Source organism: Streptomyces sp. NBC_00525, assembly GCF_036346595.1.
GTDB lineage: Bacteria > Actinomycetota > Actinomycetes > Streptomycetales > Streptomycetaceae > Streptomyces.
The window spans coordinates 5,554,859-5,578,949 of the sequence record NZ_CP107834.1 but is presented as its reverse complement, the minus strand read 5'-3'; the positions used below and the strand labels follow the sequence as shown (position 1 = coordinate 5,578,949).

The 24,091-nt window shown below is 70.3% G+C and carries 16 protein-coding genes; 1 reads left to right on the top strand and 15 read right to left on the bottom strand.

What is annotated here, in order from left to right; translation table 11 throughout:
* Positions 1 to 36 precede the first annotated feature (36 nt).
* From OG710_RS24500 to OG710_RS24480, 5 genes are all read right to left on the bottom strand, one after another.
* On the bottom strand, positions 37 to 2,031 hold the full coding sequence (locus OG710_RS24500; protein ID WP_330241233.1) for a glycosyltransferase: 1,995 nt from the start codon (positions 2,029 to 2,031) through the stop codon (positions 37 to 39).
* 41 nt (positions 2,032 to 2,072) lie between these two features.
* On the bottom strand, positions 2,073 to 4,079 hold the full coding sequence (locus OG710_RS24495; protein WP_330241232.1) for a glycosyltransferase: 2,007 nt from the start codon (positions 4,077 to 4,079) through the stop codon (positions 2,073 to 2,075).
* Between the two features lie 3 nt (positions 4,080 to 4,082).
* Positions 4,083 to 5,762 (bottom strand): stealth family protein, encoded by a 1,680-nt coding sequence (locus OG710_RS24490; RefSeq protein ID WP_330241231.1) that lies wholly within the window; start codon positions 5,760 to 5,762, stop codon positions 4,083 to 4,085.
* 48 nt (positions 5,763 to 5,810) lie between these two features.
* Positions 5,811 to 7,631: a stealth family protein gene (locus OG710_RS24485; protein WP_330241230.1), complete on the bottom strand. Its 1,821-nt coding sequence runs from the start codon at positions 7,629 to 7,631 to the stop codon at positions 5,811 to 5,813.
* 339 nt (positions 7,632 to 7,970) lie between these two features.
* Positions 7,971 to 9,080, bottom strand: coding sequence for a hypothetical protein (locus OG710_RS24480; protein ID WP_330241229.1), 1,110 nt, complete (start codon positions 9,078 to 9,080; stop codon positions 7,971 to 7,973).
* A 257-nt stretch (positions 9,081 to 9,337) separates the two neighbouring features.
* Here OG710_RS24480 and OG710_RS24475 point away from each other — a divergent pair, with 257 nt between their 5' ends.
* Positions 9,338 to 10,456 carry an LCP family protein gene (locus tag OG710_RS24475; RefSeq protein ID WP_330241228.1) on the top strand — a complete coding sequence of 373 codons (1,119 nt, stop codon included), beginning with the start codon at positions 9,338 to 9,340 and terminating at the stop codon, positions 10,454 to 10,456.
* A 120-nt stretch (positions 10,457 to 10,576) separates the two neighbouring features.
* Here the strand turns inward: OG710_RS24475 and OG710_RS24470 are convergent, their stop codons facing one another.
* From OG710_RS24470 to ngcE, 10 genes are all read right to left on the bottom strand, one after another.
* Complete coding sequence (locus tag OG710_RS24470) at positions 10,577 to 11,707, bottom strand: hypothetical protein (protein WP_443064292.1); 1,131 nt, start codon at positions 11,705 to 11,707, stop codon at positions 10,577 to 10,579.
* 165 nt (positions 11,708 to 11,872) lie between these two features.
* A complete protein-coding gene (locus OG710_RS24465; RefSeq protein ID WP_330241226.1) occupies positions 11,873 to 13,378 on the bottom strand; it encodes an amino acid permease in 1,506 nt (501 codons plus the stop codon).
* Positions 13,379 to 13,540: 162 nt separating this feature from the next.
* The gene (gene dxs / locus OG710_RS24460) at positions 13,541 to 15,520 is read right to left on the bottom strand and encodes a 1-deoxy-D-xylulose-5-phosphate synthase (RefSeq protein ID WP_330241225.1); all 1,980 of its coding nucleotides are present in this window, start codon (positions 15,518 to 15,520) and stop codon (positions 13,541 to 13,543) included.
* A gap of 170 nt (positions 15,521 to 15,690) precedes the next feature.
* The gene (locus tag OG710_RS24455; protein WP_330241224.1) at positions 15,691 to 16,983 is read right to left on the bottom strand and encodes a sugar ABC transporter permease; all 1,293 of its coding nucleotides are present in this window, start codon (positions 16,981 to 16,983) and stop codon (positions 15,691 to 15,693) included.
* Positions 16,980 to 17,768, bottom strand: a complete 789-nt coding sequence (locus OG710_RS24450) for an ATP-binding cassette domain-containing protein (RefSeq protein ID WP_330241223.1) — start codon at positions 17,766 to 17,768, stop codon at positions 16,980 to 16,982. The genes OG710_RS24455 and OG710_RS24450 overlap by 4 nt, the downstream gene beginning before the upstream one ends.
* Before the next feature lie 229 nt (positions 17,769 to 17,997).
* Positions 17,998 to 19,062: a sugar ABC transporter substrate-binding protein gene (locus tag OG710_RS24445; protein WP_443064291.1), complete on the bottom strand. Its 1,065-nt coding sequence runs from the start codon at positions 19,060 to 19,062 to the stop codon at positions 17,998 to 18,000.
* Positions 19,063 to 19,185: 123 nt separating this feature from the next.
* On the bottom strand, positions 19,186 to 20,385 hold the full coding sequence (locus OG710_RS24440; RefSeq protein WP_330241221.1) for an ROK family transcriptional regulator: 1,200 nt from the start codon (positions 20,383 to 20,385) through the stop codon (positions 19,186 to 19,188).
* 186 nt (positions 20,386 to 20,571) lie between these two features.
* A complete protein-coding gene (locus OG710_RS24435) occupies positions 20,572 to 21,498 on the bottom strand; it encodes a carbohydrate ABC transporter permease (RefSeq protein ID WP_330241220.1) in 927 nt (308 codons plus the stop codon).
* Positions 21,499 to 21,511: 13 nt separating this feature from the next.
* Complete coding sequence (locus OG710_RS24430; protein ID WP_330241219.1) at positions 21,512 to 22,435, bottom strand: carbohydrate ABC transporter permease; 924 nt, start codon at positions 22,433 to 22,435, stop codon at positions 21,512 to 21,514.
* 39 nt (positions 22,436 to 22,474) lie between these two features.
* Entirely contained in the window at positions 22,475 to 23,923 is a 1,449-nt protein-coding gene (gene ngcE, locus OG710_RS24425; protein ID WP_330241218.1) for an N-acetylglucosamine/diacetylchitobiose ABC transporter substrate-binding protein, read from the bottom strand.
* Positions 23,924 to 24,091: the final 168 nt, after the last annotated feature.

Here is a 24,091-nt window from a genome sequence, read left to right as displayed (position 1 = left end):
ACGGCTGATGTGACGGTGTGACGATGTGACGGGAAATCAGCCCTTGTCGGGGCTGACGGTGAAGGAGAGTTCGTTGCCCGGGGTGAAGAAGACCCGGCCGCGGGTCGGGCCCTGGGTGGGGTGGTGCCAGCGCTGGGTGGGATAGACGTCGATCCGCTTGCGTTCCAGGATGTCGTCGAAGAAGCGGGCGAGGCGGATGCGCGGCAGGCCGGGTTCGCGCTCCAGCCACAGGTCCCAGTCGTCGTGGCCGCCGGACGAGGCGGCGACCACTCCGGCGAACGGCAGGTGCGCCTCGAAGGCCCCGTCGTACCCCATGGAGACCTGGCCCGCGATGGTGGAGGCGGCGCTGCCCTTGCGGGGCGAGGCGGCGAGCCGCAGCGCGGAGAGATCGGTGCCCGGCGGGGTGATCAGGCTGCCCCGCACGAGCCAGCCGTCCTGGCCGACCACCACGGCGTGCACCTCGGCGTGCTCCACGCGGTGGCGTACGAAGACGGACAGATGGCCGTCCGCCGTGCGGTAGGGCATGGGCCAGTACGCGGGACCCTCGGCCGGAATGCGGCGGACGAGGAGGCCACCGGTGTGGACGTTCTCCACGTCGAAGGGCCGGCGCTGCCCGTCCGGCAGCTCCACGTCGATGTCGTAGCGGCCCTCGGCGAGGACCGGCGGCTCGGCGGGGACCGCGTACACGGCGCGCACCACACCGGTCGCCTCGTCCACCGACGTCCCGAGAGCGGCCAGCCTGACGAGCGGCGCCTCGGCCCTTCTCAGAGTGACGCGCAGTACCGGGGGCTCGGCGCCGGGCGGCAGTACGGCGCGGACCTCGATGGCGCCGTCGCCGCGTACCAGGACCTCCGCCGGTACGCCGGACGGGCCGGCGGCCGGGGCCGGGGCGGCCTGCGCCCTCGGCACGGCGGCCACCACGTCGCGCAGGAACGTGTCGTAGCGGAAGGCGATCTGCTCGGCGCTGTAGAGCGGGGCCGAGGCGTAGGCGCCCTCGGACAGCTGCTCCCGCACGGCCGGCTGTTCGATCAGATAGCGCATCGCCTGGGCCATGGACTCCTCGTCCCCGACCGGGACCAGGATGCCGTTGCGGCCCGGCACGACGATCTCGCCGGGGCCGAAGGGGGCGTCGGCGGCGAGCACCGGCAGTCCGTGATGCATGGCCTCCACCAGGGTGAGCCCGAAGGACTCGCGGCGGGCCGCGCTCACCGCGAACGCGGCCTTGTCCCACTCCGCGGTGAGGTCGGGCAGCGCGCCCATCAGCCGGACCGAGTCGCTGAGGCCGTGGGCGTGCACGAGGTCCTGCAGCCGGGCCTGCTCGGGGCCGCGGCCGTAGATGCGCAGCCGCCACTGCGGGTGGTGCGGGGCGACCATCGAGAACGCGTTGATCAGCGTGTCGAAGCCCTTGAGCGGCACGAGCCGTCCGGCTGCGGCGATCAGCGGCAGTCCGCGGACCGGGGCGTGGCGGGCCGGCGGCGGCACGATGTTGCCGATGGCCGCGAACGGGGGCGCCGTGTCGCCGAGCAGGCGCCGGTAGCTCTCCAGGTCTGCCTGGGTGAGGCAGACGACTCCGTCCATCTCCCGGTACAGCTCCAGGGTGCGGTCGCGCAGCGCCTGGGAGGGCACCATCGAGCTCTCGTGGTCGATGACCACGCGGCCGTAGCCGTGCCGCCCGTGGGCGATGAGGTACGCGGCGAGCCCCGGCCGGGCGACGATCACGACGTCGGCACTCGTGCTCGCGAGGTGGCCGAGGATCAGCTCGTCGGTCTCCTGCGTGTAGCGGTCCGCCCAGCCGTCCTCGCGCGGCATGATCCGGGACGGCTTCCCGGCCTTCTGGGCACCGCCGCGCTGGTCCACGAGGTGGCGGACCGTGACCGCGGCCGACGGGGCGAAGGACGGCCGGTCCGCCGTCCGGAAGATCGAGACGATCTCCACGTCGTGCTGGGCCGCCAGCGCGGAGGCCAGACTGCTGGTCGCCCGCGGCACCCCGCCGAAGTTGTCGATGCTGTGGAGCAGGAAGGAGATCCGCACAAGTGTCCTCTGGGGTTCTCGAGGGCCGTTGGAGGCCGCTGTCAGTGGTGCTCGGTCACCACGACAGAGAGTTCGTTGTCGGCGGTGAAGTAGGGGCGCAGTCCGACGACGGCCCGGCCCACGTCGGGTCCGAACAGATGCGCCGGCTCCTCGCGCACCAGCTCGGGGAAGCGCTGCACATCGCGCCGCATCACCTGGTCGTCGGCGATGCGGGCCACCCTGACCGGCTCGCTGCCGCTGCCGTCGGTGAGCAGCACGTCCCAGTTCTCCCGCGTGAACAGCCGGGCCCTCATGGTCTCGTCCATGCTCAGCTCCGCGCCGAACCAGCCGTCCTCGAAGCGTGCCCGGCCGACCGCGAGGGTGCGGGTGGGCTCCTGGCGGCGGCGGAGCAGCAGCAGCCACTCGCCGCCGGGCTGCCACTGGCCCTGGAGCCAGCCGGTGAGCCAGAGGCTGGTGTCGGTGTAGTCGACGGTGACCAGTTCGGCGTGGCTCTGCCGGGACCAGACGCGCAGGCGCAGATAGCCGCCCTCGGTCGCATACGGCAGGGCCCAGTGGAAGTGGTCCAGGTCGCTCAGATGGCCGACGTCGCGGGCGCCGCCGAGCGTGCACCGCCCGTAGCGCAGCCGGCGCTCCTTGCCCTTGCCGTCGACCGCGTAGAAGTCGGCGCGGCCCTCGCGCAGCCCGGACAGGGCGCGGGCGTCGATCTGTGCCCGGGTACCGCCGCCCCCGATGGCGAAGTCGACCTCGCCGCCGCCCTTGCTCTCGTCCTTGACGCGCAGGACGCGGGCGCCGGACACGCCGTGCAGGGTCAGCTCCCAGGCGCCGTCCGGCAGCAGCCGGCAGTCGGCGGTGGGGCGGGGCCGGTCCTCGGTGGGGGCGCCACCGCCGCCGGTTCGCCGTCGCTGGCCCCACCGGCCGCGTGCGCCGGCCTTGACGGCGGCGAACAGTTCCTCGTAGGCGTCGCCGACCTGGTCGGCGCTCGCGGACCGCGCGATGTGCAGGGCCGCGTCCCGGTGGGCGGAGCGCAGGCGTTCGTCCGCCATGTAGCGCTCCAGCGCGTGGGCCGTGGCGTGGACGTCGCCGACCGGGACGAGCAGCCCGGCGTGGCCGTCGGCGAGCACCTCGGGAGCGCCGAAGGGCGCGTCCGTGGCGACGACCGGGGTGGCCTGGGCGAGCGCTTCGAGGACCGGGCGGGCGCTGTCCATGCGCTCGTAGGTGACCAGGGCGATGTCGGCGTCGTAGAAGTCCTCCTCCGCGGCTTCGCGGTTGAAGACGAGCACGCGGTCGTGCAAGCCCAGGGCGGTGACCAGGTCGCGGGTCTCGCGGCGCAGCGGTCCGGTGCCGAACAGCCGCAGCTGCCAGCCGGGCTGTGTCGCGTGGGTCCGGGCGAAGGCGTGCAGGGCCAGGTCGACGCGGCGGTGCGAGACCAGTCGCCCGGCGCTGATCACCACGCCGGTGGTCGGCTTGTCCGGACCCTCGGCCAGGAGCACCGGTTCGGCGATCTGGCACACCTCGACACCGGCGCCGCGCAGCGCCTGGTACTCGGGGGCGTTCGCGTCGCCCCGGGTGAGAGGGACGACGGCGTCGAGTTCGCGGTACAGCTCCGTCCAGCGGGGGCGTACCGACTCCGGGAGCCGTTCGACGGGTGCGGGCTGGCGGGCGATGCGCCGGGCGTGGGGCACGGAGCACTGCGCCAGGACCGCGCCGAGCGCGGAGCTGAGGGCGATCACCACGTCGGCGGTGGTCCCGCCCAGGTGCTTGCGGAGCCTGTTGTCGTCGGAGCGGTTGTAGCGCCGGAACTCGGGGTCGCCGGCGAGGACGAGCTGCGAGGTCTCGTCGTCGTCCCGGTCACCGGAGCCGACCGCGGGGGCCAGGGCGGTGACGGTCACGTTCTCCGGGAAGCGGAGGGCGGCGTGCGGTTCGGCGGCGCCCCGTGCGGTGACGACGGTGACCCGGTGGCGGGGGGCGAGGGACTGGGCGAGCCGGGCGGCCGCCCGCGCGCCGATGGAATCAGTGGCCAGGGTGTGGGCCAGGATCTCGATGTTCACAGCTCAGGCCGCCGTCTTCTCGTACGGGCTCGGCACCGGGTAGAAGGCCTCCAGGAACCGGTGGAGCAGGTGGCTCTGGTGCTCGATCTCGGCGGGGTCGCTCGCGGAGTCGTTCAGGCAGAAGGTGTCCCGGTCCCGGCGCAGGAGCAGCAGTTCCAGCTTGTGCTCCAGCTCGGGGTCGTCCAGCGCGAAGTAGCCGTACCGCAGGTCGCCGGGGAGGCTGCACCCGGAGTAGTAGGCGTAGTAGTGGTGCAGCGAGGAGGCGATGGACAGGTCGGTGATGCTGCGCACGGGGCTGGCGGAGGTGCCCCGGTGCTCCTCGGGGAAGTCGCGTTCGATGGCGGCGAGGATGTCCCGGTTGAGCGCGTACGGCACGTGCTTCATCTTCTGTACGAGGGTGCGGCCGAACCGCTGCTGGATGAGCCGGCGGTTGTTCTTGGCGGCGACCGAGGTCGGCACTTCCTCGGGCTCCGGCGGGCCGTAGGGGACCTGGGCCGGGGACGGGAAGAACTTGGCGATGCCGTTGGGGTGGAAGAACGCGGAGGGTGTGAGCGTCCGTCCGATGAACATGTCGTCGTTGAAGTAGACGAAGTGGCGGGAGAGTCCGGGGATGTGGTGCAGCCGGGACTCGATCGCGTGGCTGTTGAAGGTGGGCAGGTGGGACGGGTCGTCGAAGATCTCCCGGTGGTCCACCACGCGGGCCCGGCCGTCGCCGGGGGCCCACCAGTGCGGGGTCTGCTGGTCGGTGACGATGTAGATGTTGCGCACCCACGGCATGAACATGCGGACCGAGCGGAGGCTGTACTTCAGCTCGTCGCGGGAGACGTAGCGGGCGAGGCTCGCCGCCTCGGCGTGGAAGACCTCGCCGCGGCTCTCGGCGCGGCGCCGCTGCCAGGCCGGGTCGTCGCCGTCCACCCAGGTGTAGACGACGTCGATGGGGAAGGGGTGCTCGTCGGGGAAGGGGATGTCCAGTTCGGGGCGGGTCCGGGTGGGGCGCAGCTGCGGCACCTCGGAGCCGTGGGCCCGGCCCACCAGCTTGGTCATGTGCTCCCCGGGCACGACCAGCTCGGACTGCGTGAGGGAGACGTGCTCGCTGGCGCGGTTGCGGCGGGGGGCGGCGAGGCGGTCGATCCCCTGGCCGGGGACGCTCTCCTCGGGCTCCCAGAACTCGACGTCGCAGCCCGTGTCGGCGCCGTGGGTGAGGCGGCCTTCCTCGGTGGTGCGGAACCAGAAGACGCGGACGACGGAGAGGCCGGCCGCCCGTTCCCACGTCTTGGGGGACGCGCCGTCCCAGGCGCCGTCGCCGGGGGCCATGCCGGTCTTCGGGCGGGCCAGGTAGCCCTTGCTCCCGGACAGCCGGGCGCGCAGCGCGGCCAGGGCCTGCGGGCGGCGGCGCGCGTCCACGCCGATCGCCGACGCGGTGTCGTCGAGAGCGGGTACGGCGAACCAGTCGATCCCGGCGGCCTCCAGGGCGCGGCGGACTTCCAGGTTGTTCATCTCGCGCGCGGCGAGGGGCGTGAGGCGGTCGTGCACCAGCGCGACACGCTTGTGCATGTCGACGACGACCCGTCGCTCCGTACGGCCCCTGCGCAGCTGCGCGGGCGCGGGCTCCGGGCGGCGGCCGGGGCCCGTGGGGGTCTCGCCAGCCGTCTCTCGACTGGAGGTGTCAAACACGCGGTTCACTTTCGTTTCGTACCGGACATGGGCGCTGCGACGGGCGGACCGGGCCGCTCACTGTCTGAGCTCGGCCTTCTCCGGCCGTTCCGGACGGTGCACGGCGCGCCGGCCGTCCCAGTCCGCGCGCTCGAACCGGCTGGGGACGGGGAAGTACGCGTCGAGGAAGTTCCTGACCATGCGTTCCTGGGCCTCGGGGTCGGGGTGTTCGACGGTGTCGTTCAGGCAGAACGTGTCGAAGTGCCGGTGGGCCAAGAGGTTGTCCAGGCGGCGCCGGGCCTGGTCGGCGGCGAGGTCGATGTACTGGTAGCGCAGGTTGCCGGTGGTCGTGCGCCCGGTGTGGAAGCCGTAGTAGTGGTGCAGCGAGGAGGCGATGGGGACGTCCTCGGGCGACCGGAAGCGGGAGTGCTGGGTGCGGTGGTGCTCCGCGCTGTAGACCAGTTCGATGTCGGCGAGGATGCTGCGCCGCAGGGCGTGCGGGGTGTGCTTCATCTTCTGCGCGATGCGGGTGCCGAAGGACCGCTCGATCAGGGCCCGGCTGTTCTTGCCCGCGGCGTTCACCGGCAGGTCCTCGGTGACCACGGGGCCGCTGGGGATGAGCGCCTTGGACTGGAAGAACTTGGTCAGGCCGTTGGTGTGGAAGAAGCGGTCGGCGCCGACCGGGCGGCCGAGGAAGACGTCGTCGTTGAGGTAGAGGAAGTGCTCGGACAGGCCCTCGATGTGGTGGAGCTGGCTCTCGATGGCGTGCGAGTTGAACGTGGGCAGGGCGGTCGGGTCGGAGAAGATCTCGCGGTGGTCGACGACCTTGATGCCGGGTGCCTCGGTGTCCAGCCAGCTGGGCACCTGGCCGGCGGTGACCAGGTAGATGGTGCGGACCCAGGGCGCGTACTGGTGCAGGGAGCGCAGGGAGTAGCGCAGCTCGTCGCGGCTGGTGAAGCGGGAGTCGTTGGCGGCCTGGGCGTGCAGCGTACGGGTGGGGCCGCCGCCGGTGCGGCCCGAGCGGACGGCTTCGCGTTCGGCGCGCCACTGGGGGTCGGAGTCGTCGACCCAGGTGTAGACGACGTCGATGGGGAAGAGGTGGTCCTCGGCCAGGGGCTGGGTGAACTCGGCTACCGTGCGGGCGCTGCCGGTGGTGTAGGCGCCGGGGATGAGGGCGAACAGGGCCTGCGGGACGGTGTAGCGGGGGGCGTCGACCGGTACCTCGGCCACCACCCGGTTGGGGCGGGGTGCTTCGAGGAGTCCGTCGCGCTCCTTCCAGAACTCCACGTCGCAGCCCTGGTCGGCACCGAAGGCAAGTTCCTGGGTGGGGTCGGTGACGTACCAGGCGAGCCGGAGGGCGTCGTGCTTGCGGAGCTGGCGCCAGGACTTGGCGTTGTCGCCGGGGCGCATGCCGGACTCCGGCGCGGTGGCGGCGCCGACGTAGCCGGGGGTCTGGTCGAAGGCGATCTGGAACATTTCCTCGGCCGCTTCGCGCTGGTCGGCGGGGACCGCGACGGTGGGCAGGTCCTTGGTGGCGCCCCGGATGCAGAAGTAGTCGATCCCGCCGGCTTCCAGCGCGGCGATGAGGATGTGGAGGTTGCGGGCCCGGGCGGCCCAGGCCGTGGCGCCGTCGACGACGAGGGCGTGCATGTGCCGGCCCTTGACGCGTACGACGCGGCGGGTGGCGGCGACGCTGTGCCGGGGGGCGTTGCGGCGGCCGCCCATCGCCCATACGACGGTCGCGGACCGGATGGCGTCGACGGACCCGAAGGACGACTTGACCGCGGAGCGCAGCGGGGCCGGCACCTTGCGGACGATGCGCCTCCGTGCCCCGGCCGGCACCACGGACCGGTACGCCGAAACCAGCGATCCCGCCTCCGGATTGCCGGAACCGACCACGAGGCATCCACCACCCACGCCACTGCGGTCCAGCGCCCGACTCGACCGGACGCCTCGTTGCGGCCGGACGAGGACGGCATGAGACCGAAACCTGTCATCCCCCATGAAGACCGCCCCGAGAGGCGGTCGAGCTTGCTCACTTGTGAACAAGCCACAGAACCTTCACATAAATAAGTGGTCAACGTCCAGTCAAAAAAGCGGACACATCTCGCATATGCCAGTGACGAATCCCACTGGTGCCCCGTACAACCTTCTACAACTTCACGAAAACATCACGTGAACACGGAGTGGCGGCGCGATGTCACGCAGCGCTGCCGAATTCCGCGGGACCCCGCGGGGTCACAGTCGCCGCCACCGGGGCGAGAGCGTGAGCCCCGGCCCCTCCTCCTGCCGCGCGACGGAGACCGTGCCGTCCCGCCCGCACACCGCCACGACGACGCGACCGTGCCCGTCGACGGCGAGGGCGGGCTCGCCGGTGCACTCCTCGGCGGTGTCGGACCACCAGACGCCGCCCTGCTCCGCCTCGGTGCCGCAGACCCCGACGAGCAGGGTGCCGCCCGCGCCGCGCTGGGCCAGCACCGTGCAGTCGTAGCCGTCGAGCACGGCGCGCAGGGCGGCCACGGGACCGTCACCCGGCTGACCGCCCACCGGGACGGGCCAGGCGCCCGCCCGGTAGCAGACGACACCGGTTCGGTGGACGTCGGTCCAGTAGTACGTGAGCCGGTCCGGCGCCGTCTCCAGCGCCGTCGCGGAGTCCTCCAGGGCGTAGAACTGCAGGGCGGGGGCCATCACCAGCGGGCCGTCCGGCGCCTCCTGGCGCCACTGCTGCACGCCCCGGTCGCCCGTGACGAAGACCTCCACGAGGCCGCCGGAGGTCACCGAGGGCACGATCTCCGCGGAGAGGCCGGCGCCCTTGAGGTCCTGCCAGGAGCCCCACTTGCCGCCCTTGCCCTCGCGGCGCATCTGGAGGCCGCGGCCCGCGTTGCGCGCGAAGACGAAGACGGTGCCCTGGGCGTCGACGGCCCCGGCCGGGGCGCCCACCTTCAGGCCCCGTTCCCGGTCGCGGTAGATGTTGCCGAGGGAGCGCCACTCCGTGACGGGGCGGCCCGTCTGGTACTGGACGGCGTGCACGAAGTCCACGTGGGGGCCCTCGGCGTCGCGGCCCTCGCGGCGGCCCAGGAAGTGGACGTAGGTGTTGGCGCCCTGGACGACGGTCAGGTCGGTCAGGCCCTCGATCGGGAAGAGGTCGGGGCCGTCCCAGGCGTCGCCGGCCACGCTCCGCTGCGTCCAGCGCAGCAGTCCGCCGTCCGTACGGGCGTACAGCGTGAGCCTGCCGTCCTTACCCAGCGTCATCCAGCGTCCGCGCGGGGTCCCGGTGACCCGGTGACCGCCGGACGGAGGAGCCGACAGCAGGGCGCCGCCCGAGAAGTCCGGTTTCCTTCTCCTCATGCCCCCTGGCCCCCCTGCCCTTCACCGGCTCTTCATCCCGCGCACACGGGACCAATAGCATCATATGCTCAGCACCGGCCTGCCAAGCGCGGCCATTCAGTCCCCGGACGCCGGGAACCAAAACACCCGTTCGCACGATCCTCTGTTCTATAGTGCACGCTCAGTCATACACGCACGGACCGGCCGCGCCCCCCACCCGAGTCCCACGCACTCCACAGCCCGCCACAGGGGCCACGAGATTTGAGGACTCGACCACGATGACCCACGACGCGACAGCCGAGAGCACGCAGGAAAGCAGTCCGGCGTCCCCCGGCCGCGCAGGGAAGCGCAAGGCGAGCCGCAAGGCAGGCCGCAAGCGGCGCCGCGGCCTCAAGATCACCCTGATCGTCCTGCTCGTCCTGCTCATCGCCGCAGGCGGCACGGCCTACTGGCTCTACAGCCGGCTCGACGGCAACATCACCGGCGTCGACATCAACAAGGCGCTCGGCGAGGACCGCCCCGAGAAGCTGCCGACCAGCGGGCAGAACCTGCTCGTCCTCGGTTCGGACTCGCGGGCCGGGTCCGAGAACAAGGAACTCGGCGGCGGGGCCGGGGTCAGCGGGGCACGCTCCGACACCGCGCTCGTCGTGCACATCCCGGAGGGCCGGGACAAGGCCGTCGCCGTGTCCATCCCGCGCGACACCCTCGTCACCCGGCCCGAGTGCACCAGGGCGGACGGCTCGACGGTGCCCACCGCGAACCGTGTGATGTTCAACTCGGTCTACTCGCAGGTCGGCCCGTCCTGCGTGGTCAAGACCGTCGAGAAGATGTCCGGCGTGCGCATCGACCACTACCTGGAGATCAACTTCGCCGGGTTCAAGGGGCTGGTCGACGCCATCGGCGGCGTCACCATCGACGTCAAGGAACCCATCCACGACAAGAAGACCGGGCTGGACCTCGAGGCCGGCCCGCAGAAGCTCGACGGCACCGAGTCCCTGAAGTTCGTCCGCACCCGCTACAGCCTGCGCGACGGTACGGACCTGAGCCGCATCGGCCTCCAGCAGCAGTTCCTCGTCGCGCTGCTCAAGGAGGTCAAGAGCCAGGACCTGCTGGGCAGCCCGACCAGCGCCTACAAGATCGCCAACTCGGCCACCGCCGCCCTCACCACCGACGACGAGCTGGCCTCGCTCACCTCGCTCGCGAAGTTCGCCCGGTCGATGAACGGGGTCGACCCGGAGTCGATGGAGACGATCATGCTGCCCGTCGAGTACGACAAGATCGACCGCAACCGCGTCGTGGCCGTCGAGTCGCGCGCATCGGCCCTGTGGAAGGCGATCCGCGAGGACGCGCCGATCCCCGAGACCGCCAAGAAGTCGCCCGCGCTCGGCGAGGGCTGACACCGCGTCCGGGGCCGGGACCCCGGACGCACAGAACGGAAAGGAGCGGGGCGCCGGCAGCAGCCGGCGCCCCGCTCCCCCTGTGTCCGGCGCCCCGCACCAACGCTGTCCGGCGCTTCCTCACACCCGCTCGGCCGGGCCCAGCGCCAGGCCCGGTTCGTCGTTCTGCCGGGCCACGTACAGCCCGCCGCGCTCACCCATCAGCGCGAGCACCACGCGCCCCCGGCCGTCCAGCGCCAGCGCGGGCGGGGCCGGGGTGCGCTCCCCCGTCGCCGCCCACCACAGGCCCCCGGCCTCGTTCTCCGTACCGCAGGCCGCCAGCATCACGCGGCCGTCGCGCGTGCGGTGGGCCAGCACCGTGCAGTCGTAGCCGTCCAGTTCGGCGCGCAGCACGGCGATCCGGCCCTCGGCCGGGGTGTCGCCGATGGTGACGGGCGGGGTGTCCGCGCGGCTGGCGACCAGGGCGCCCGTGGCGGCGTCGGTCCAGTAGTAGGTGTTGCGGTCGGGTGCCGTCGCCAGCGCGCTCACCGCGCCGCCGGCGATCTTGACGTTGAGGTTGGTGCCCTTCTCGAAGGCTCCGCCCGGCTCGCTCTGGGCCCACCGCATCGCCTTGGTGGTGCCGGGGACGAACAGCTCGATGCGCCCGGACTCGGCGACCGCGACGGCCATCGTCTCCTTGCCGAGGGTGCCCCGGAGGTCCTTCCACCCCTCCCACTTGCCGTTCTTCGCCTCGCGGCGCAGCATCATCCCGCCGTTGGCGTTGCGGACGAAGACGTGGACCATGCCGGTCGGGGCGACCGCGGCGCCCGGGGGGCCGATGCGGGCGCCGCGCTCGTCACCGTCCTTGTACGGGTTGCCCAGCGAGCGGAACGCGGTGACCGGGCGGCCCGTCTGGTACTGGACGGCGTGGACGAGGTCCACCTTCGGCGGGCCCTCGTCCTCCCGCACCGAGCGGCGCCCGACGAAGTGGACATAGCCGTCCTCGCCCTGGGCGATGCCGATGCGGTCGACGTCCGGGGCGGGGAAGAACTCCGGGCCCTGCCAGCGGGGGCCGCCGGGTCGCTCCTCGGTCCAGCGCACGATCCCGTCCTCGTCGCGGGCGTACGCGGTGAGCCGGCCGTCCTTGCCACGCACGAGCCAGCGTCCGTCGACCGGGGTTCCGGCCGTCCCACTGGGGCTTTCGACGTCTCGCAGGGCGTCCTCGCCCTTGCCGGAGGCACTCCCCCGGACACGTCTCGACCTGACTCGCATGTCGTGGCGTCTTCCTTCCGTGATGGTCCGCTCCCGATCTGCGGCTTTGTGTCACGACCGGCACCCGGAAGTCGGGGAGCACCCATCATAGAATCACCGTTCGAACCCATGGAATCACCGCGTCCGCCCGCGCATGCGAGGCCCCCGGACAGTCCGCGGCCCGGGTCAGCCCCGGTCGCGGTGCAGGCGGCTGTGCGAGCGGCCGTACGCGAAGTAGATGATCGCGCCGAGCACCATCCAGATCGCGAACCGCAGCCAGGTCTCGGCCGGCAGATTGAGCATCAGCCAGACCGACGCGGCCACCGACAGGACCGGGATCAGCGGCACCAGCGGCGTACGGAAGGCGCGGTGCAGGTCCGGACGGGTGCGGCGCAGCACGATGACGCCGAGCGCGACGACCACGAAGGCGAAGAGGGTGCCGATGTTCACCAGGGTCGCCAGCTCGTTGATGCTGGTCACCCCGGCGACCACGGCGATCACCGCACCGAGCAGGATGGTCGGGCGGTACGGGGTGCGGAAGCGCGGGTGGGTCTTGGAGAAGAACGTGGGGAGCAGGCCGTCGCGGCTCATCGCGAAGAACACCCGGGTCTGGCCCAGCAGCAGGATCATGCAGACCGTGGTGAGGCCGACGGCGGCGCCGAAGCTGATGACGCCCGCGTAGAAGGGGTGCCCGACCGCCTTGAAGGCGTCCGCGAGCGGGGCGCTGACGGACAGTTCCGTGTAGTGCTGCATCCCGGTGACGACGATCGACACCGCGACGTACAGCACGGTGCAGATGAGCAGGGAGGCCAGGATGCCGCGCGGCATGTCGCGCTGCGGCAGCTTGGTCTCCTCGGCGGCCGTGGCGACGACGTCGAAGCCGATGAAGGCGAAGAAGACGATGGAGGCGGCGGTGAAGATGCCCATCACGCCGAAGTTGGTCGGGGCGTAGCCGAAGATGAGCTGGACCAGCGGGGCGTCGAGCCCCGACCCGGAGGGCTGCGGCTCGGCCTCCGGGATGAACGGCGAGTAGTTGCCGGTGTCGATGAAGAACAGTCCGGCGATGATGACGATCAGCACGACGGCGATCTTCACGGCGACGACCACGGCGGTGACCCGGGCGGAGAGCTTCATGCCGAGCACCAGGATCACGGTGAGCAGCAACACCAGGGCGAAGGCGAGGATGTCGAAGCCGAATCCTTCCGCCACGTCGGGCCCGGACAGCACGTCCGGCAGATGCCAGCCCGCGTTGTCCAGCAGCGAGCGGACGTAGCCGGACCAGCCGACCGCGACCACCGCGGTGCCGAGCGCGAACTCCAGCACCAGGTCCCAGCCGATGATCCAGGCGACCAGTTCGCCGAGCGAGGCGTACGAGAAGGTGTACGCGGACCCGGCGACCGGGACGGTGGACGCGAACTCCGCGTAGCACAGGGCGGCCAGGGCGCAGACGACGCCGGCGACCACGAAGGCGAGGGCGGTGGCGGGGCCCGCGGTCTCCTTGGCGACCTTTCCGGTGAGGACGAAGATCCCGGTGCCGATGACGACGCCGACTCCGAAGACGGTGAGGTCGAGCGCGGAGAGCGACTTTCTGAGGGCGTGCTCCGGCTCCTCGGTGTCCCGGATGGACTGCTCGACCGTCTTGGTCCTGAACAGCCCGTCTCCGCTGGGGGGCAGGTCCTGCTGCGTGCTCACCGGCGTACCTCCACGCACTTGTCGTGCCCGCCATGATTCGGAGCATGCATCACCACGTGCGCGCGGCACGCCTGCCGGGGCCGGATTTCACGCGAACGGGCCGGTCGGACCACTCGTTACGGGTGGTCCGACCGGCCCGTTCGGCCGAAGCGGTGGTACGGGTCAGTCCGCGACGTGCTCCGCGACGGTGCGGTTGTCGGCGGCCGTGTCGTAGCGGCCGTCGAGCTTGGCGACCAGGCCGGTGACCTGGCGGGCGATGTCCGGGGCGGTCAGCCCGATCTCGGCCATGACCTCCTTGCGGGACGCGTGGTCGAGGAAGACCGGCGGGATGCCGAAGTCGCGCAGCGGCACGTCCACGTCGGCGTCGCGCAGGGCCTGGGAGATCGCGGAGCCGACGCCGCCGGCCCGGCTGTTGTCCTCGACGGTGACGACGACGCGGTGCTGCGCGGCGAGCGGGGCCATGGCCTCGTCGACGGGCTTGACCCAGCGGGGGTCCACGACGGTGGTCGAGATGCCCTGGGCGTCGAGCAGGTCGGCGATCTCCAGGCACATCGGGGCGAGCGCGCCGATGGAGACGAGCAGCACGTCGGGCTTGGCGGCGGTCGGCTTGCGCAGCACGTCCATGCCGCCCACCGTGCCGACGGCCTTGACCGAGGGGCCGACGGCGCCCTTGGAGAAGCGGACGACGGTGGCGGCGTCGTCGACCTCGACGGCCTCGCGGAGCTGGGCGCGGACCTGGTCGGCGTCGCGCGGGGCGGCGATGCGCAGGCCGGGGACGACCTGGAGGATGGACATGTCCCACATGCCGTTGTGCGAGGCGCCGTCCGTACCGGTGATGCCGGCCCGGTCCAGGACGAAGGTGACCCCGCACTTGTGCAGGGCGACGTCCATCAGGACCTGGTCGAAGGCGCGGTTGAGGAAGGTGGCGTACACCGCGAAGACGGGGTGCAGTCCGCCGGTGGCGAGGCCGGCGGCGGAGACGGCGCCGTGCTGCTCGGCGATGCCGACGTCGTAGATCCGGTCCGGGAACTCCTTCTCGAACTTGGTCAGGCCGACCGGCTGGAGCATGGCCGCGGTGATGGCGACGATGTCCTCGCGCTCGTGGCCGAGCTTGACCATCTCCTCGCCGAACACCGAGGTCCAGTCGAGGCCGGAGGTGGCGACGGGCAGGCCCGTGTCGGGGTGGATCTTGCCGACGGCGTGGAAGCGGTCGGCCTCGTCCTGGAGGGCGGGGGTGTAGCCGCGGCCCTTCTCGGTGAGGCAGTGCACGATGACGGGGCCGCCGAAGCGCTTGGCGCGCTGGAGCGCGGACTCCAGGGCCTCGATGTCGTGGCCGTCGATGGGGCCGACGTACTTCAGGCCGAGGTCCTCGAACATGCCCTGCGGGGCGATGAAGTCCTTGAGGCCCTTCTTGGCGCCGTGCAGCGTCTCGTACAGCGGCTTGCCGACGACGGGGGTGCGCTCCAGGAGGTCCTTGCCGCGGGCGAGGAAGCGCTCGTAGCCGTCGGTGGTGCGCAGGGTGGCGAGGTGGTTGGCGAGGCCGCCGATGGTGGGGGCGTAGGAGCGCTCGTTGTCGTTGACGACGATGACGAGGGGGCGGTCCTTGGCGGCGGCGATGTTGTTCAGCGCCTCCCAGGCCATGCCGCCGGTCAGCGCGCCGTCGCCGATGACGGCCACGACGTGGTCGTCCTTGCCGCGTACCTCGTTGGCCTTGGCGAGGCCGTCCGCCCAGCCGAGGACGGTGGAGGCGTGCGAGTTCTCGATGACGTCGTGCTCGGACTCGGCGCGCGAGGGGTAGCCGGACAGGCCGCCCTTGCTCTTGAGCCTGCTGAAGTCCTGGCGGCCGGTGAGGAGCTTGTGCACGTAGCTCTGGTGGCCGGTGTCGAAGAGGACCTTGTCCTTCGGCGAGTCGAAGACCCGGTGCAGGGCGATGGTCAGCTCGACCACGCCGAGGTTGGGTCCGAGGTGGCCGCCGGTCTTGGAGACGGCGTCGACGAGGAAGGTGCGGATCTCCTCGGCGAGCCGGACCAGCTGCTCGGGGGTGAGTCGGTCGAGGTCACGTGGTCCGCCGATGCCGGTCAGCAGATCTCCTCCGTCGCCCACCACCGCCCGTGCGGGACGCGCTTCGCGCGGCTGTGTCACCGTGCCTCCTTGCGATTGTGCTGGTCGAGCTTGCCGATCCGATGAGTCTAACGGCCTCCCTCCGGAGCGGGAGGCGGGGCGTACTGCCCCTTCCGTCCCGTCGCGCGCCGGAGCCCGGCGCCCCTTGGCGGGGGGCCGGGCTCCGGCGGGAAGGCGTGTGCGGGCCCGCGCTAGGCGCGGCCTGCGGTCTTCTGGGTCTTGCGGGAGACCGAGTCGATGATCACGGCGATGAGGAGCACCGCGCCGGTGATCATGTACTGGATCGCGTTCGACGACAGGTCCATCTGGTTGAGGCCCTGGACGATCGACTGGATGACCAGGATGCCCAGCAGCGCGGACCAGACCTTGCCGCGTCCGCCGAACAGGGACGTACCGCCGATGACGGCCGCCGCGATGCACATCATGAGCTGGTTGCCGCCGCCGAGGGAGCGGTCGGCGCCGCCGGTCGCGGAGGCCAGGAAGAGGCCGCCGACCGCGCCGAGCGTGCCGGAGATCGCGAACACCGAGATGCGAATCCAGGACACGTTGATGCCGGCCCGGCGGGCCGCCTCGATGCCGCCGCCGACCGCGAAGACCTGCCGGCCGTAGGTGGTGCGGCGCAGGATGAAGTCGGTGACGACCAGGATGGCGAGGAAGATCACCAGGGAGAGCGGGAGGCCCTGCTCCTGGTTGAACCCGTACGCGGCGAGCAGGCACAGGACGGCGAGCAGCACGGTGCGCAGGATGATCTCGCTCTGCGGGCGGTACGGCAGCTCGGCCGCCCTGCGGCGGCGGGAGTCGCGCAGCTGCGCCAGGTAGAAGGCGGCGATCACGGCGATGGCGAGGCCGTAGGCGGCGGCGATGTCGCTGAAGTAGAAGCTGGTCAGGTCGCGGACGAAGCTGCCGAGCGGGGTGGTGATGGTGGACTTGTCACCCATCACCCAGGTCTGCATGCCGGCCCAGCCCAGGAAGCCCGCCAGGGTCACGACGAACGCGGGCACGCCTATCTTGGCGAAGACGATGCCGTGGAAGGCGCCGATGAGGGTGCCGGACAGGATGCCGAGCAGGATGGCGAGGGAGTCGGGCATGTCCGTGCCGAGCACGGCCCACACCGAACCCGCGAGCCCCGCGACGGAGCCGACCGCGAGGTCGATCTCGCCGAGCAGCAGGACGAAGACGATGCCGACGGCCATGATGCCGGGGCCGGTGGCGTACAGCGTGATCTGGTCGAGGTTGTACGAGGTGAGGAAGTTGCCGGTCTCCAGCTGGAAGACGATCCCGATGATGATCAGGCCCAGCACGACGGGCAGCGAGCCGATCTCGCCGGAGCGGACCTTGCGCTCGAACTCGATCCAGTAGCCCTTGATGCCCTGTTCGCGGACGAGCAGGCGGGGGTCGACGGTGGTGACGGCGCCGGCCGCCGGGGCCTCGGGGGCGTCCTTCGGCGGCGCGGTGTCGGTCGCGGTCTCGTTGATGTCGCTCACTTGGATGCCTCCGCGCTGCGGGACTTGCGGCGGGTCACGGCGTTGTCGGTGGCGCCCGTGATCGCGGCGATGATTTCTTCGTGGCTGGTCGTCGCCACGGGGAAGGTGCCGTTGTTGTGGCCGAGGCGCAGCACGGCGACGGTGTCGGCGACGGCCTTGACATCGGCCATGTTGTGGCTGATGAGGATGACGCCGAGGTTCTGCTCGCGCAGTCGCTCGACCAGGTCGAGGACCTGTGCGGTCTGCTCGACGCCGAGGGCGGCGGTGGGCTCGTCCAGGATCACGATCTTGGGGTTGCCGACCAGGGCGCGGGCGATGGCCACGACCTGGCGCTGGCCGCCGGAGAGCGCGGCGACCGGGATGCGGACGCTGGGGATGCGGATGGAGAGGGTGGACAGGAGGTCCTGGGCCCGCTTCTCCATGGCGACCTCGTCGAGGATTCCGCCCCTCTTGATCTCGCGTCCGAGGAACAGGTTGGCGACGACGTCCAGGTTGTCGCAGAGCGCGAGGTCCTGGTAGACGGTGGCGACGCCGAGGTTCTGGGCGTCGTGCGGGCGGCTGATGTCCACCTTGGCGCCCTCCCACTCGATGGCGCCCTCGTCGATGGGGTGCACCCCGGCGATCGTCTTGACCAGCGTGGACTTTCCTGCGCCGTTGTCGCCGACCAGGGCGACCACTTCTCCGGCGTGGACTTCGAGATCGACACCGGAGAGGACCTGGACCGCTCCGAATCGCTTGCGGACTCCACGCAACGCCAGCACGGGCGTCTGTGACACGTGAACCATCTCCTTCGCCGCCTGACCCGGCGGGGATGTGCCGGCTGACCGGCAAAGACGCCGGGCCGCGGGGGCGGGCCGGCGTACGGGAAGTACGGGGGGGTGAGCGTCCGGTCCCCGGCGGCAGCGGGGTATGAGCCGACCGGGGCCGGACAGCCGTGGGACGGGCGGGCTCCGCCGTACGGGGCGGAGCGGGCCCGTGCGCGCCGGGGCCCGGCGGCCCCGGCGCGGGGAGGGGCTACTTGATGCCCAGCGCGGCGCACTTGTCGGCGATGTCCGAGACGCAGACCTTGGACGCCTCGTAGATGCCGTCCTTGATCACGGTGGACTGGATGTTGTCCTTGTTGACCACGGTCGGCTCCAGCAGCGTGGAGGGAACGCCGTCCGTCTCGCCCGCGGCGCCGATGTCCTTGCCGTGGAGCAGGTTGACGGCGAACTGGGCGGCCGTCGGGGCGAGCTGCTTCGGCGACTTGTAGATGGTGAAGGTCTGCGTACCGGCGATGATCCGCTGGATGCCGGGGAGTTCGGCGTCCTGGCCGCCCACCGGGATTTCCTTGATGCCGGCGTTGCCGAGGGAGGTGATGATGCCGCCGGCCATGCCGTCGTTGGCGGAGTAGACCGCGTCGATCTTGTCCTTGCCGACCGAGGAGATGGCGGCGGTCATCTTCTCACCGGCGATCTTCGGGTCCCACTCGCCGGATGCCTCGTAGGCGATCTTGATCTTGCCGTCGAGGGACGCGTGCGCGCCCTTCTTGAACAGGCCGGCGTTGGGGTCCTTCTCGTCGCCGTTGATCATGACGAGGTTGGCGCCGGCCGCCTTGGAGCCGAGGGCGTCGAGGATGGCCTGGCCCTGGAGCTTGCCGATCTTCTCGTTGTCGTGGCTGACGTAGGCGTCGGCACCGGCGATGGCGCGGTCGTACGCGACGACCTTGACGTCCTTCTTGTGCGCGGCGGCGATCCAGCCGGCGGCCTTCTCGGCGTCGACGGAGGAGATCGCGATGACCTTGATGCCGTCGGCGATCTGCTGCTCGAACTGCTGCTTCTGCTGGCCGACGTCACCGGCCGCGTTCTTGTAGACGACCTCGCAGTCCGCGCAGTCCTTCTTGACCGCTTCGATGAACAGCGGCTTGTCCAGCGTCTCGTAGCGGGCGGTCTTGTTCTCCGGGAGCAGCAGGCCGATCTTGGTCTTGCTGCCCGAGTCCGCCGAGTCCTTGTCGTCGCCGGCCTTGCCGCACGCGGCGAGGGAGACGGCCATCGAGACGGCGGCCGTGCCTATGACGATGCGTCGCGTCATTGCGTTCATTGGGGGTGTGCCTCCCTGACGAGGCCGCAACGTCGCGGCCGAGGTGGCTGGAAGTCAACTCGGCCGCACGGACGACGTCAAGGAGTAAATCCTTAACGAGATGACAACGGTGCCATCCGTTTTCTAAGTGAAGGCGGGGGTCGCTGCGGGCGTGCCGTTCTCCAAAAGGGTCGAATCCCCCATCTCGCTCAGTACGAGGGCCAGCGCGCCCAGCACCTCCGCGCGTCCTCCCAGGGCCCCCGGCAGTACCGAGAGCTGCCGCGCCGCACTGGGGATGGCGTACCGGGACACGGAATCCCGGATGGGTCCGAGGACCAACTCGCCCGCCTCCGCCAGCGAACCGCCGAGTACGACCCGGCTCGGGTTCAAGAGATTGCAAAGGTTGGCGACACCACTGCCGATGTGCCGCCCGACGTCACCGATCACCCGCCGGCACCCCGGATCGCCCTCGCGGGCCAGCTGGACCACCCGCTCCATGGTGAGATCGGGGCCGTGGCTGGGCTGGAGCAGCGGCAGGACGTAGCGCGCGGCCGTGAAGGTCTCCAGGCAGCCGCGGTTGCCGCAGCGGCAGACCGGGCCCGACTCGTCCAGGGTGATGTGGCCGATCTCGCCGGCCGTGCCGCCGGGGCCCCGGTAGATGTGGCCGTCGATGACCAGACCGGCGCCGACGCCGCTGGCGACCTTGATGTACGCGAGGTCCTTGACCCCCCGGCCGCTCCCCCACACCAGCTCGCCGAGCGCGCCGAGGTTGGCGTCGTTGTCCACGTACACCGGTACGCCCAGGCGCGAGGACAGCTCGTCGCTGGGGTTGATGCCCGTCCAGCCCGGCAGGATCGACGTGGAGCCCAGCGTGCCGGACACCACGTCGATCGGGCCGGGTACACCGAGCCCCACTCCGATGACCTTGCCGGGGCTGATCCCGGTCGTGTCGATCAGCCGGTTGACCAGTTGTTCCGCCCGTCCGAAGCCCTGGGCCGAGGAGGCGTCCACGTCCAGCGGCTCGGACTCCTCGGCGAGCACCTGGTGGGCGAGGTTGCCCACGGCCACGCGCAGATGGGTGTGGCCGAAGTCGACGCCGATCACGATGCCCGCGTCCCCGCTGAGCGAGACGCTGCGGGCGCGCCGGCCGCCCGCCGAGGTGGGGGTGACCTCGACCGTGCCGCTGTCCTTCAGTTCACGAACGATATTGGAGACCGTGGCCGCGGACAGGCCCGTACTCCTCGCGATCTCCGCCTGTGTGAGCGAACCCGCCATGCGTACGGCGCGTACGACCCGCTCGAGGTTGGCGCGATGCAGAGACGTCTGCGACCCGGGAGTCTCCATCGACTCACTCACTCCTGCCCTATTCTCCAACATGTGAACTCCAAGCTGACCGTTTTGGGGTACTCCCCGTCAAGACCTGAGCGCGGGCGGTCCGGGGTCGCGCCACGGCCGCGCCGGGCCGGGCAGCACGAAGAACCGCCCGTCGGCCGAGCCGACGGGCGGTTTCCGGTTTCGAGAGGTGAACGCCTACTTGAGGGCGCCGGCGGTGAGGCCCGCCTGGACCTGGCGCTGGAAGATCGCGTACACGGCCAGGACGGGGATGATGGCGATCATCATGCCCGCCATCAGGGCGCCCCAGTCGTTGTCGTAGCCCTGCTGGAGGGCGATCATCGCGAGCCCCTGGGTGAGGACGTACTTGTCCTCGTCCTGGTCCAGCACCATGGGCAGCAGGTACTGGTTCCACTGGCCCAGGAAGTTGAAGATGCCGATGCTGATGAGGCCGGGCTTGGCCATCGGCAGCATCACCTGGAAGAACGTACGGGTGTGCGAGGCCCCGTCGATCATCGCCGCCTCCGCCACCGAGGCGGGCAGCGTGCGGAAGAACGCCGTCATGAAGAAGACGGTGAACGGCAGCGAGTAGGCGATGTAGACCAGGATCAGCCCGTGGTAGGTCGCCAGGAGCGAGCCGCCGGGGAAGTCCCGCAGGACGAAGAAGAGCGGGATCACCAGCATGAACACGGGGAAGGACATGCCGGCCACGAACAGGTAGTAGATGAACCTGTTCCCCGGGAACTGGAACCGGGCCAGCACGTACGCGGCCATCGAGCCGAGGATCATCGTGCCGGTGACCGAACCGCCCACCACGATGGCGGTGTTGATGAAGTAGCGGCCCATGTGCGCGTCGTTCCACGCGTTGGACCAGTTCTCCCAGTGCAGCGAGGTCGGCAGGCCCCACGGGTCGGTGAGGATGCCGTTGCTGTCCTTGAACGCGCTCCACAGCACCCACAGCAGCGGCACGCCGACCATCAGCGTCCACACGACCAGCATGCCGTGCGAGAAGACGTTGAGGACACCGCCCTCGCCGCCGCTCTTGCGCTTGGCGGGTACGGGCCGGGCCGTCCCCGTCGGGGCCGGGTCCTGCTTGGCCACGGCCTCGGTTTCGTCGATCGTCATGCGCCCGTAACCCCTAGAACTCGATTCGCTCACGCCGCGCGAAGCGCATGGTGAGCACGGCGAAGGCCATCGTGACGATCAGCATCGCGATACCCATGGCGGAGGCGTAGCCGAACTGGCTGTCGCGGAAGGCCGTCTGGAAGAGCCGCAGCGGCATGACGTCGGTGGCGCCGTCCGGCCCGCCCATGTTGACCGACATGATCTGCACCAGGGCGAACGCGTCGAGCGCGATGATGCCCATGTACACCCAGCCGGTCTGCACGGTGTCCCACAGCAGGGGGACGGTGATCTTGAAGAAGGTGTCGAAGCGGCCGGCGCCGTCCAGCAGCGCCGCCTCGTAGATCTCGCGCGGGATCGAGGCCATCGCGGCGGAGAAGAGCACGACGTAGAAGCCGACGTTGCTCCACACCATGACGGCGCTGATGCACCAGAGCGCGATGCTCTTCTCGCCCAGCCACGCGTTCTGCAGCGAGTCGAGCCCCACGGTCCCCAGGAACGAGTTGAGCATTCCGTCGTGCGGGTCCGGGTTGTAGATGTTGAACCAGATCACCGCGATGATCGTGATGGAAATGACCTGGGGGAAGAAGAAGACGAACTTGTAGAACTTGGAACCGGCCACCCCGGTGACCACTTCGTTCTTCTTGCGCCGTCCGCCGACATTGAGCATGAAGGCGAAGAAGAGGCCCATTCCCAGCGTGATCACGGGGATCAGCGCGAGCATGTAGATGTTGTGCCGCAGCGCATTCCAGAATTCGTCGCTCTCCCAGAGCCGCCGGAAGTTGTCGAGCCCGACGAACTCGGCCGTCCCGACCAGTCCCGACCAGTCGGTCATCGAGATCTGGAACGCTTGGACGAAAGGTGAGATCACAAAGATCGCGTAGACGATCAGAGGCAGGGCCAGGAAGCCCGCGACGAATCGGTACTTGCCGTGTTGCATGGTCTTTCCCGGCCCTTCTCCTCGGTTTCGGGGCGCAGCTCAGGAAGTGCGCTTGAACTTGGCGACCGAGTCGTCCTTGGCGACCTTGTCGGCCGCCTCCTGGGTCTTCTTGATCCAGTCGGACGCCTTGAGGTCACCCGTGAGCAGCTGGCCCGTCAGGCCGCCCATCTTCTCGTCCGTCAGGGCGGGGTACCACTCCTGCAGCTGGCAGCTGACGAGGTTGGTGCCGGCCTCCTTGAAGACCGAACTGGCCGAGGCCAGACCCGGCGACAGCTTCATCCCCTCGGTCGCGTCCATCACACAGGTGAGGGACTTGACCTTGGTGGCGAAGTTCTGCGCGTGCTTCTTGGAGAGCATGATGCGCAGCAGTTCCATGCCGCCGACCGGGTTCTTGCCCTTGCTCGGCACGATGAACGGCTCGCTGGGCTCGGCGCGCAGGGAGCCGTGCGGCATCTTGTCGCCGGTGCCGTCGAAGAGCGCGCCGACCGCCATCCCGAAGTCCTCCGGGGTGGTCGGGGCGGCCTCGTTCTCGACCCAGGAACCGTTCGGGATGAAGACTGCCTTGCCCTTGGTCCACTGGGTCTGGGACTGGATGTGGGTGAGGCCCTGGCTGCCCTCCAGGAAGTACTTCTTGGCGGCCAACTCCTCGTAGTGCTCGATGACTTCCTTGACCGCGTCGTTCTTCGTCCACGCGTTCGGCTCAAGGTTGTCGATCGCCATCCAGGCGTCCATGCCGCCGATCTTGGCGATCTGGGCGAACAGGTTGAAGTGGACGTAGTACGGGTACTTGCCCGCGTACGTCCAGGGCGCGATGCCCTCCTTCTTGATCTCGCCACAGAGCTTGACCATGTCGCTGAGGGACTTGGGGTACTCCCAGCCCTTGGACTCCATCAGCTTCTGGGAGTACCAGGTGCCGTAGATGGTGAAGGCGTAGTACAGCACGTCGAACGTGTCGCCGTGCAGGCCCTTCTCCAGGGTGCTCGGGTGGATCGTGTCCCGGACCTTCTTGGCCGGGTCGTCGATGGAGCCCGCGTCGAGCAGCGCCTTCAGGTCCTGGAGCTGGCCCTGGTCGGAGAGCTTGTTCATGTTGAGGTGGTCGGCGCCGGAGTTGTCGATCACGTCCGGCGGGTTGCCGCCCGCGAAGCGCGGGGTCAGCTTCGGGCCGACCTGCTGGGTGCCGGTGTGCTTGACCGTCGCCCCGTACGTCGACTTGTAGTCGGCCTCCGCGTCCTTGGCGTACTGGTCGCCCAGACCGCCCTTGAAGATGAACGCTTCGAGCGCCAGGCCCTTTTTCACACCGAGGGGGTTGGTGGCGGAGGTCTTGCCGGCCGGCGCCTTGGTCTTCTTCTCGTCGCTGCCGCCGCCACCGGTGGCGCAGCTCGTCAGGAGACTCATCGTCGGCACGGTGATCAGCCCAATGGCTGCGGACCGCTTGATCAGATCACGGCGTCCGAGACCCTCATTACCGTGAGCGGAGGTGGTTCCCATGCTCAAGTCCTCGCCTTCTCCAGGACTCAGGCGGTGTACCGGTCGCCCAGCGAGAATGTGCCTCGGCAAAGGGTCCCGCCACCGCGGTCAGTTGAAGCTGGATCATTCTGGCCACGGGGAGCCTCCGGCGCGCCGCGCACTCGTTCGCACGGACCGCTTCCGATTCCC